Origin of the sequence: Streptomyces mexicanus (assembly GCF_902506575.1) — a bacterium.
Lineage (GTDB): Bacteria > Actinomycetota > Actinomycetes > Streptomycetales > Streptomycetaceae > Streptomyces > Streptomyces mexicanus.
The window spans coordinates 7,077,385-7,088,327 of record NZ_LR732544.1 but is presented as its reverse complement, the minus strand read 5'-3'; the positions used below and the strand labels follow the sequence as shown (position 1 = coordinate 7,088,327).

Sequence of the window (10,943 nt, the reverse complement as noted above, 5' to 3'; positions counted from 1 at the left end):
ACCACCACCGCCGCCGCAGCCGCCGCCCTCACCCTGATGCCCACCACCGCACAGGCCGCCGAAGCCCCCCAGGCGAAGACCCCCACCGCGGCCACCGCCTCCCACACCAGCACCACCGGCACCACCGGCAAGGGCTACAGCAACAACCTCGACGGCTGGATCAAGCAGTCCCTGGCCATCATGAAGGCCAAGGGCATCCCCGGCAGCTACGAAGGACTGCACCGCAACATCATGCGCGAGTCCTCCGGCAACCCCAACGCCCAGAACAACTGGGACGTCAACGCCCAGAAGGGCATCCCCTCCAAGGGCCTGCTCCAGGTGATCCAGCCCACCTTCAACGCCTACCACGTCCCCGGCACCTCCCAGAACATCACCGACCCCGTCGCCAACATCACCGCCGCCGCCAACTACGCCGCCCACCGCTACGGCTCCATCGACCACGTCAACTCCGCCTACTGAGCAGACGTCCTCGATCACTCGGCGGCCCGGTGACCTCACCAGGTGACCGTCTCCCGCGAGGGGCCCCTGTCCGGCACACGCCGCCGGGCAGGGGCCCCTCGTCGTCGTACGCGGTGGACGCGCCGGTGGCCGGTACATGCCGGGCCGGGCCGATGGGTAGGGCTCTCCCGCACGCCGTGTCCACACCGTACGGCTCCTGGGGGTACCGTCATGCCGGACATAGGAATCGTGGGAGCCGGCATCGCGGGGCTCCACCTGGGGCTCATGCTGCGTCAGCACGACGTGCCGGTGACCCTCTACACCGACCGGGTGCCCGGCAGCCTCGCGGCCGGGCGGCTGCCCGCCACGGTCGCCCACCATGCGCCGACCCTGGAGCGGGAGCGGCGCCTCGGGGTCGGCTTCTGGCCGGCCGAGGAGTACGGCTACACCTGCCATCACCACCACGTCGGCGGGCCCCGGCCGCTGGTCTCCCGCGGGGACTTCCCCCGCCCCTCCTGCGCCGTCGACCACCGGCTGTACCTTCCCGCGCTGGCCGAGGCCTTCCAGGAGCGGGGCGGCCGGCTGCGGGTGACGCCCGTGGCCGCGGGCGATCTCGACGCCCTCGCGGGCCGGCACGACCTGCTGGTCGTCGCGACGGGCCGCGGCGGTCTCGCGGATCTCTTCCCGCCCCGGGACGGCGGCGCCTCCCCCCGCAGGCCGCTGCGGCGGCTGTGCGCGGGCCTCTACCACGGCGTCGCGCCGTCCGAGCCGAAGGGGGTGACGCTGTCGATCGCGCCGGGGCGCGGCGAACTCATCGAGATCCCGCTGTTCTCACGGGACGGCCACGTCACGGCCCTGCTCTTCGAGAGCGTGCCGGGCGGCGGCGCGGACCATCTGGCCGACCTCGACCACGAGGAGGACCCCGGCGCGTTCCGGCGGGCGGTGCTGGCGGAGCTGACCGCCCACCACCCGACCGTGTCCGAGCGGATCGATCCCGGCCGGTTCCGGCTCACCGGGCCGCTCGACCTGGTGCGCACCGCGATCGTGCCGACGGTGCGGGCGGACCACGCGCGGCTGCCCTCCGGGCGGCTGGCACTGGCGCTGGGCGACGCGCACGCGGTGGTCGATCCGATCGTCGGGCAGGGCGCCAACACGGCCTCGCCCGCGGCGGAGGCCGTGGCCGCGACGATCGTGGAGGACCTGGCGTTCGACGAGTTGTTCGCACGGCGGGTGGCGCGGCGGCGCGAGGAGGTGGTCCTCGGGGCGGCACGCTGGTCCGACCTGATGCTGCGGCCGCCGCCCGAGCATCTGCGGTCGCTCCTGGGCGCCATGAGCCGGCACCGGCCGCTGGCCGACGCGTTCACGGACAACTTCGGCCACCCGGACCGCCAGTGGCAGGCGCTGGCCACGCCCGAGCGCACCCGGGCGTTCCTGGCCCGGCACGGCGCCGCCGACGCGCCGGCGGCACGGCCCGACGGCACCTGGGGGCCCACGCCCTGAAGGCAGGTCCAGTCCTGCCCGCACCGTACACGGCCGGCGAGGATGTCGGCCGGTTCTGACAGGCCGCCGGCTGTCCGTCGGTCTTCTTCCACTTCGGCGGCGTCGGCCTCGCCGGCTTCGGCCCCGATGCCCCGGCCGCCCTGGAGCGCGGCCCGCTGCCACCGGGCATGCCCGCCGACCACTCCCCGCACTACGCGCCTTCCGACCGGTACGCCCTCGCCGCCGGTGTACGGCAGCTCCTCACCGTCGCCCTGGACCGGCTCGGTTGACACCCGGAGGTCGCGGTCAGTCGGGGTCGGGGGCCTGGAGCTGGGCCCAGATGGTCTTGCCCTCGGCGGTGTAGCGCGTGCCCCAGCCCTGGGGGGGCTGCGCCACGAGGAACAGCCCGCGTCCGCCCTCGTCGGTGGCGCGGGCGTGGCGCAGGCGGGGGGCCGTGCTGCTGTGGTCGGAGACCTCGCAGATGAGGGTGTGCTCGTGGATCAGGCGCAGCGTGATCGGCCCCTCCGCGTGGCGAATGGCGTTGGTGACCAGCTCGCTGACCACCAGCTCGGCGGAGAAGGCCAGGTCCGGCAGGTGCCAGGTGCGCAGCTGACGCTCGGCCAGGGCGCGGGCGGTGGCCACGATCGCGGGATCGGCGGGCAGGGTCCAGGAGGCCACGCGGTCGGCCTGCAGGACGCGGGTGCGGGCCAGGAGCAGGACGGCCTCGTCACCGAGGTCGGTGGGGCCCAGGGCCGTCAGGGCGGTGTCGCACATGTCCTGCAGGGAGCGGTCCGCGGGAGCGAGCACCCGCCGGAGCCGGGCGAGGGCCGTGTCCGGGCCGTCGGGCCGGCCGGTGAGCAGCCCGTGGGTGTACAGGGCGAGCACGCTGCCCTCGGGCAGTTCGACCTCGACGCCCTCGAACGGCGGCCCGCCCCTGCCCAGCACCGGCCCGGCGGGGACGTCGAGGACGTCGGTGTCGCCGCCGGGCCGCAGCAGCAGGGGCGGCGGGTGGCCGGCCCGGGCGAGGGCGCACCGCCGCGAGACGGGGTCGTAGACGGCGTAGAGGCAGGTGGCGCTCGTCGGCGGCGGCTCGGAGGTGTCCGCGGGGCGGGCCTGCTCCCGTGCCAGTTCCAGCACCAGGTCGTCCAGGTACGCGAGCGTCTCGTGCGGCGTCAGGTCGAGGACGGCCAGGGTGCGGATCGCGGTCCGCAGCCGGCCCATGGCCACGGCCGCGTGGATGCCGCGCCCCTCGATGTCGCCGACCACCAGTGCCACCCGCGCCCCGGACAGCGGGATCACGTCGAACCATTCGCCGCCGGCCTCCCCGGGCAGGTAGCCGTGGGCCGTGTCCACCGCGGTGACGGCGGGCAGCCGGGACGGCAGCAGGCTGCGCTGGAGGATGTCGGCGATGGTGTGCTCGCGCACGTACCGCCGGGCGTTGTCCAGGCACAGCGCGGTCCGCGCGCACAGCTCGACGGCCAGGGTCAGGTCGTCCTCCTCGAAGGGGCCCCTGTCGCTCCACCGGTAGAAGCAGGCCAGGCCGAGCACCACCCCGCGGGCGGCCAGCGGCACCACGATCAGCGAGTGGACGCCCAGCGCCCGCAGCAGGTCCGCGCGGGCGGGGTCGTGGGCCAGCCAGGGACTGTCCTGGTCCAGGCGGGAGATGAGCCGCGGCCGCAGGTCTGTCAGGGCCTCGCCGTAGGGTGTGGGCGCGGCGAAGGCGCTCGCCTCACCGACGGCGTACACCCCGGCCTCGTCCTCGCGTGTCTCGTGCGCGGCACGCAGGGCCACGCGGCGCAGCGGGAGCCTCGCGTCCACCGCCCCGGCCGGCGGCGCCTCGCCCCTGAGCACCGATTCCAGGACGTCGATCGCCACACTGTCGGCCAGCTCCGGTACCACGACCTCGGCCAGCTCCCGGGCGGTGCGGGCGATGTCCAGGGTGGTGCCGACACGTGCGTCGGCCGCGTGGATCAGGTCCAGGCGAGCGCGCGCCCGGGCCCGGTCGGTGACGTCGACGGTCGAGGTGACCACGCCCAGCGGCCGGCCCTCGGGGTCGTGCAGGCGGAGCGCGGAGAAGGACATGACCCGCTCGGCCGTCGGGTCGCCCAGGTTGCGGCCCGTGACCTCCTGCTCCAGCGCGGGCTCGCCGGTGTCCCGGACCTCTTCCAGGACCCGTTCGATCGCGGCGGCGTCGAAACCCGGAACGATGTCGCGGAGGGTGCGGCCGATGAGTTCTTCCGACGGCACCCCGCGCATCTCGGCCGCCGCGGTGTTGTAGCGCATCAGTCGCAGGTCGAGGTCGTACACGTACAAGCCGACGGGGGACTCGCCGAACAGCGCCGCGAGAATCGCCCGGTCGAGTTCCCGCTCGCGGTCGTCCGCGCCCTCGTGCGGGGCTGGTCCGCTCATGCCACCCATTATGGTGCGCCGGCACGTACGGCCCTCGTGACGCGCCAGCGACGTCCGCCCGGTCTCCCGACGCGGCGGGCGACGTCCCGCGGACGCCGCCGCGCCCAGGAGACGCCGCGTGACGCGGCACGGCGTCGCCGGACCGTGAGCGGTGGTCCAGCGGGCCGGTGACCGGTCGTCAGGCGGCTCGCGCGCCCGTGTGCGCGGGCCGCCGAGTGTCGCGGGGCCGCGGTGCCCACGGACGTCGCCGGGTGCCCGCAGGGCCGGCGGATGCCGGAGTGCGGGCAGGCGCCGGCAGGTGCGGTGAAACCGGTCGCTTGGGTGAGCGGTCGCTGTTAGCTTGCGGCAGTGCATCTTTTCGAGCATTCCTGGGCGGCCTTGCGCGCGGCGGTCGCCGCGCTGCCGGACGAGGACTTCGCGCGGCCGTCGGGCTGCGCCGGCTGGCTGGTGCGGGATCTGGTGTGTCACCTGATCGTCGACGCACAGGACGTGCTGATCACTCTGGTGACCCCCACCGACGCGGAGCCCACCCGCGACGCGGTGACCTACTGGGTGGTCTCCTCGACGCCACCCTCCGGTGACGATCCGCTCGACGCGCTGATCGTCCGGCTGGCCGCCGCGTACGAGGATCCGTCGCTGCTCAAGTTCCACCTGGACGACGTCGGTTCGGCCGCCGGCCGCGCCGCCGGACTGGCCGACCCGCAGGCCCGGGTGGGCACGCGCGGCGAGGTCCTCACCGCCGGTGACTACCTGTCGGCGTACGTCCTGGAGTGGACCCTGCACCACCTCGACCTGGTCGCACATGTGCCGGACGCGGCCCAGCCGCCCGGAGCGGGCCTCGCCCGGTCGCGGAACTGCTGGAGGCGATCACCGGGGTGGTGTTCCCCGCGTCGCTGTCCGACCGGGACGTGCTGCTGGTCGGCACCGGGCGGCGTGCTCCCACCGACGCCGAGCGGGCCGCACTGGGCGCCGCGGCCGCGAAACTGCCGTTCGTGATCGGCTGATCCGGCCGTCCGGGCCGCGGCGCGGACGGCCGCGGCGAAGATATATAGTTTCGGTATGCACATACCTACCGACGCCGGCGGCGGCCTGTCGGAGGAGCAGCGCATCGAGACCGCTGCCCACGGCCTGCTGCGCGACCTCGGCAGGCTCAACCGTGCGCTGTTCCGCGCCGGTGACTACGGGCTGACCCGCAGCGAGGTCTCCGTGCTCGACGCCCTGGCGGCCGCGCCCCTGCGCGTCACCGAACTCGCCGCCCGCACCGGGATGGTCCAGCCCCGGGTCACCGTGGTCCTGCAGAAGTTGCAGGAGCGCGAACTGGTCACGCGCCGCCGCTGCACGACGGACCGGCGCGCGGTGGAGACCAGCCTCACGCCCGCCGGACGGCAGCTGCTCGACCAGGGACGGCAGCGCATGGCCGCCGCGCTGCTGAGCGCGCTGAACACCACCCCCGTCGAGGACCACGAGCGCGTCGTGCGCGCCGCCCGGCAGTCCGTCGCCCTTCTCGCCCACGCCATGGAATCCGCATCGGAGGCCACTTGACCAGCCCGAAGACCGCCCGGCAGGACACCGACCAGAGCACGGGCGCGAGCCCCGCCCGGGCCGTGCGCACCGACCTCGCCCCCCGTCGGGTCGCCGGTCCGCACAGATGGTGGGACTGGGTGCTGGTCACCGATCCGGGACTCGGGCAGCTGCAGGCGGGCTGGCGGACGCTGGTCGCCATGGTCACCTCCCTCGCGGTGGGCTACGGCATGGCCCAGGCCCTCGCCGTCCCGACCATGATCGGCATGATGGTCGCCGGGATGATGGGCCTGATGAGCGCCTTCGCGGTGGCCGGCAACAGCTGGATCCAGCTGGCCAGGCCCATCCTGTGGATGCCGTTCCCCTACACCGCGGTGCTCTGGCTGGCCGCGACCCTGCACGGCGACCGCGCCCTGGAGATCGGCCTGGACGCCGCGGCGCTCGCCCTCACGTTCCTGCTGGCCCGGTTCGGGCCGATGGCCCTGCTGACCGGGATGATGCTGTTCAACGGCCTGATGGTCGGCATCATCGCGCAGATCCCGTCGGCGATGGTGGGCAAGGCGTTCGCCGTGGCCCTGGTGTCCGCCTCGGCGGTGCTGGTCACCCGGCTGCTGCTGTGCTTCCCGATGCCCCGCGAGGATCTGCTGCGCACCCAGCGCGCCTTCGTCGTCGAGGCGCGCCGGCTGGCCGACACCGCGGTGGACGCCCTCGACCCCGACACCGACCTGAACCGGGTCGAGCGCCGCATGAACCGTTCGCTGCGCCGGCTGAACATCGTGACGGTCACCATCGACGGACGCCTCGCCCAGCCGGAGGCCGCCACCGATCCCGTCGTGGCCGAGCTGCTGCACCGTCACCTGTTCGACGCCGAACTGGCCCTGCGCGGCATCGCCCAGGCGGTGCGGGGGCTCGCCGCCCAGTCGCCGCCCGAGGAGCTGCGCCGGGCGCTCGCGGTGGGGCTGCTCATGGCCCGTGACACGCCGCCGGCCCAGGCCGGCGGGCTGCGGCCCGCGGTGGAGATGATCCGAGAGCAGGCCGATGTGATCCTGCGCAACGCGCACGCCGATCCGCGGGCCGCCGAGTGCGCCACCCTGGCCCGCCGGGTCGCCGAACTCCTCGACTCCCTGGCCGACTCCCTGGTCAGCTGGCTGGCGCTGGGCGAGCAGACGCCCACCTCCCGCGCCGCGGTGCCGTTCCAGCCCGCCATCGCGCTGGAGAACAACCGGATCCCCGGTTCGGCCGAGCCGATGCGGCGCGCGCTGAGCGCCCGGACGCAGAGCGGCTGGCAGCGCGTCGTGCCCTTCGTGCGTGCCCCGTTGCACGCGGGTGTGGCGGCCGCCGTCGTGTGCCCGATCGCCGACGCCATCGACCCGCAGCGTTTCTACTGGGGCCTGGTCGGCGTGATGATCACGCTGTTCGGCACCAACACCACCCACGAGCGGCTGCGCAAGTTCGGCCACCGCATGGTCGGCACCGTCGTCGGCGCGGTGATCGGCGTCCTCCTTCTCCGCCTGATCGGCCACGACCACGTCTACTGGACGCTGACCGTCATCGTGCTCGGCCTGTCCTTCGGTTCCTGGGGCATGCAGCGGGCCTACGCCCTGTGGGTCGTCGGGCTGGTCGCCGCGCTGGTGCAGCTGTACGGCATGACCACCCCGGCCGGCAGGATGGACCACCTCCTCGGCCAGCGGCTGCTGGACAACGGCATCGGCGTCCTGGTCGCGACGGCGTGCGCGGCGCTGATCTTCCCGCTGTCCACCCGGACGATCGTCCGCGAGGCCGAGCACGGCTATGTCCAGGCCGTCCAAAAGCTCCTCACCCAGGTCGCGGCCCGCTGGGAGCGGCCGGACAGCCCGGTGCGGCTGAGGGGCGCGGCACGCGCGGTGGACGTGGCGCTGTTCCAGCTCGCGGAGGTCTCCCGGCCGGTGGTGCGCATGCCGCTGGGTGTGCGCGGGCGCGGTCCGCACCACCGGATGGCCCTGCTGAACACGGCCTCCGCGCACGCCCGGGCACTGGCCGCCGCCGCGGACGTCGACATCGACCTCTCGCCCGCCCTGGCCGAGCGCGTCCGGCTGATCACCGGCACCTTCACCGACTCCCTGCGCACCCTCGACCACCACCTGGCCAACGGCACCGCCCAGGGTGTGTGGCGTCGCGTCGGCCCGCTCGTGCGGGAGCTGCAGACGGCGCTGCGGCCCGCCGCCCCCGGCCCTCGCGCGCAGCGGCTGCAGACCGCGCTGCACGAGCTGGACGCCCTCGACACCGCGCTGGCCGCCTACGCCGAACAGCGCGGTCTGCCCGTGGCGTCCGTCACCGGTCGGGACCAGGGGCAGCCCGGTGCCGGACAGCACCGGGCACGGGGCGCGGCGACGGACCGGGGCCGCACGCGCCCCGCGCAGCAGGCGGCCGCTCCGGCCGCGCGCGCCGAGGCCCCCACCGCGCACACCGCCACCGTGGTGCCTGTGACCGGCTCGGTCAGCTGCGCCGACCATCCCGGTGGCTGCCCGGCGCAGATCACCGTCGTCAACGCGCGCGGACAGCGGGTCGCCCACACGTACACCGACCAGGGCCGCTACCGGCTCGGCCTGCGGCCGGGGCACCACACCGTCGTCGTGTCCGCACCCGACCACTCCCCGCGGGCGGAACCCGTCACGGTAGGGGCGGCCCAGCCGCACATCCGGCTGGACGTCCGCCTGTAGGCGGCCGGGAGGCGAAGGGGCGGTCGGCGAGCGGCGCGGCTCGCCGGCCGCCCCTTCTGTGTCCCGCTCACACGTGCCGTCCCGGCGGTGTCGTCCGGCGGCAGGAATCTGTGACCACCGCTCGTGGTTGTCCCGATCACGTGTGAGAGTGTGAAGCAGGAGTGCCGAGGGCGGGAGCGCGACATGAGCGCCGTGACCGTGGCGAGTTCCGTCGCCGACAAGCTGCGGGGCTGTTTCCGGGTGTCCGCGCGGGCCCGGTGGCTGGCCGGGCCCCTGCTGGTGATCGTGGCGATCCCGGTCGCCGACGGCTTCCTGCCCCCGGACGTCCACCTCGCCCACCTGCTCGTCGTCGCGGTGGCGATCACCGCCATGGGCACCGGCCCGTGGGCCACCGCCCTGGTCGGCACGCTCGCGGTGCTCGCCCTGGTGTGTGCCGGGCTGGAGCGAAGAACCCTGACCTCCGAGAGCGTCCTGGTCGAGCTGGTGGCACTGGGTGTGCTCAGCGCCCTTCTGACGTTGTTCACCGGTCTGCGGGACCGGCGGGCACGGGAGCTGGAGCGGGTGCGTTCGGTGTCCGACGCGACCCAGCGCGTGGTCCTGCGCCCCCTCCCGCAGCGCGCCGGTCCGGTGTCCCTGGCCTCGGTGTACCGCAGCGCCGAGGCCGACACGTGCATAGGCGGCGACCTGTACGCGGTGGCCCGCACCCACGGCTCGACCCGGCTGATGGTCGGGGACGTCCGCGGCAAGGGCCTGGCCTCCATCAGCGACACGGCCATCGTGCTGGGCGCCTTCCGGGCCGCCGCACACCGGGAGCTGCCGCTGCCGGATCTGGTGGCCTACGTGGAGGACGCGGTCCACTGGGGGCTGGGGGAGTTCTCCGAGCCCACCGAGGACATACCCGAGCGGTTCGTGACGGCCGTGGTGCTGGACATCCCCGACGACCGGTCGGTGGTGCACGTGATCAGCTGCGGGCATCCGCCGCCCCTGCTGCTGCGCCGCGGCGCCCCCACGGCGACCCCGCTCGCCGTGCCCGATCCGGCGCCTCCGCTCGGCCTCGGCGCGATCTGCGACAGCCCGTACAGCATGGCGGCGTTCCCGTTCGCCCCCGGCGACCGGCTGCTGCTCTACACCGACGGCGTGACCGAGGCACGGGACGGCCGGGGTGTGTTCTACCCGCTCGCCGAACGCGCCGCCTCCTGGGCCGACCACCGGCCCGAGCAGCTGCTGCACAGGATCACCACCGATCTGCAGGCGCACACCGGCGGCCGGCTGGACGACGACATGGCCATGGTCGTCGTCGAACGCGAGGGGGGGTCGGCTGCCGTCTGACCCGGGGCGGCAATGTGGCCGAGGCACCGCGGGAGCCGGCGAGCGAGTGGGAGGGCGGAGGGCACATGGCGGCGAGGACACACAGCGTGGGCGTCCTGGTGTTCGACGGCATGAAGATGCTCGACCTGTCCGGGCCGGCGGAGGTGTTCAGCGAGGCCAACCGGTACGGCGCGCACTACCGGCTGAGTGTCGTCTCGGTGGGCGGGCAGGCGGTGCACACCTCCATCGGGCTGCGGGTGCCGGCCGACGGCGACGCCCGAGCCGGCACGGCCTACGACACCGTGCTCGTGGTCGGCGGCGACGTGCTGCCGGAGTCCCCCGTCGACCCCGGACTCAGCGCGGCCGCGCGGGCGCTCGCGGACCGGGCGGGGCGGGTGGCCTCGGTCTGCACCGGCGCCTTCGTGCTGGGCGCGGCCGGACTGCTGGAGGGCAAGCGCGCGACGACGCACTGGCAGCACACCACCGCGCTGGCCCGCCGCTGCCCGTCCACCCGGGTGGAACCCGACGCCATCTTCGTCAAGGACGGCACCACCTACACCTCGGCCGGTGTCACCGCGGGCATCGATCTCGCGCTCGCCCTGGTCGAGCACGACCACGGCCCGGACCTGGCCCGGCAAGTGGCCCGTGCGCTGGTGGTGCACATGCAGCGGGCCGGCGGGCAGTCGCAGTTCTCCGCCTCGCTCCAGGGACCGGCGCCGCAGACACCGGTCCTCAGGATGGTGCAGGACGCCGTCCAGGCCGATCCGACCGCCGACCACAGCCTGGACGCGCTCGCCGCGCGGGTCCGGGTCAGCCCCCGCCACCTGACCCGCATGTTCCGCGCCGAACTGGACACCACGCCCGGCCGGTACGTGGAGCTGATCCGCTTCGACCTGGCCAAGGCCCTGCTGGACGCCGGGCACAACGCCACCCAGGCCGCCGCGCTGTCGGGCTTCCCGAGTTACGAGAGCCTGCGCCGCGCCTTCGCCCGCCACCTGGGCCTGTCCCCCACCCGGTACCAGCACCGTTTCGCCACGACCACCCCTGCCTCCCGCGACCGCGAGAAGCCCGGGGTCAAGGTGCCTCAGG

Annotated in this window: 7 protein-coding genes and 1 pseudogene; 7 read left to right on the top strand and 1 reads right to left on the bottom strand. The window is 74.5% G+C overall.

The annotated features are described in order from the left end of the window. On the top strand, window positions 1–459 hold a 459-nt coding region (locus GV126_RS31625; protein WP_159673032.1), incomplete at its 5' end, for a transglycosylase SLT domain-containing protein. Between the two features lie 210 nt (window positions 460–669). Then, the gene (locus GV126_RS31620; protein WP_159673031.1) at window positions 670–1,938 is read left to right on the top strand and encodes a styrene monooxygenase/indole monooxygenase family protein; all 1,269 of its coding nucleotides are present in this window, start codon (window positions 670–672) and stop codon (window positions 1,936–1,938) included. A 285-nt stretch (window positions 1,939–2,223) separates the two neighbouring features. Here the strand turns inward: GV126_RS31620 and GV126_RS31615 are convergent, their stop codons facing one another. Then, complete coding sequence (locus tag GV126_RS31615) at window positions 2,224–4,326, bottom strand: SpoIIE family protein phosphatase (RefSeq protein ID WP_159673029.1); 2,103 nt, start codon at window positions 4,324–4,326, stop codon at window positions 2,224–2,226. 348 nt (window positions 4,327–4,674) lie between these two features. On the opposite strand from GV126_RS31615, the pseudogene GV126_RS31610 reads away from it, so the two are divergent. The 5 genes and pseudogenes from GV126_RS31610 to GV126_RS31590 all read left to right on the top strand — a co-directional run. Continuing rightward, window positions 4,675–5,330, top strand: a pseudogene (locus GV126_RS31610) (maleylpyruvate isomerase N-terminal domain-containing protein). Between the two features lie 55 nt (window positions 5,331–5,385). Next, complete coding sequence (locus tag GV126_RS31605; protein WP_159673027.1) at window positions 5,386–5,868, top strand: MarR family winged helix-turn-helix transcriptional regulator; 483 nt, start codon at window positions 5,386–5,388, stop codon at window positions 5,866–5,868. Then, window positions 5,865–8,546: an FUSC family protein gene (locus tag GV126_RS31600; RefSeq protein WP_236570205.1), complete on the top strand. Its 2,682-nt coding sequence runs from the start codon at window positions 5,865–5,867 to the stop codon at window positions 8,544–8,546. The genes GV126_RS31605 and GV126_RS31600 overlap by 4 nt, the downstream gene beginning before the upstream one ends. A 183-nt stretch (window positions 8,547–8,729) precedes the next feature. Beyond that, window positions 8,730–9,875 carry a PP2C family protein-serine/threonine phosphatase gene (locus GV126_RS31595; protein WP_159673025.1) on the top strand — a complete coding sequence of 382 codons (1,146 nt, stop codon included), beginning with the start codon at window positions 8,730–8,732 and terminating at the stop codon, window positions 9,873–9,875. Window positions 9,876–9,940: 65 nt separating this feature from the next. Then, window positions 9,941–10,943, top strand: a 1,003-nt coding sequence (locus GV126_RS31590; RefSeq protein WP_159673023.1) for a GlxA family transcriptional regulator, incomplete at its 3' end; no start/stop codon positions are given.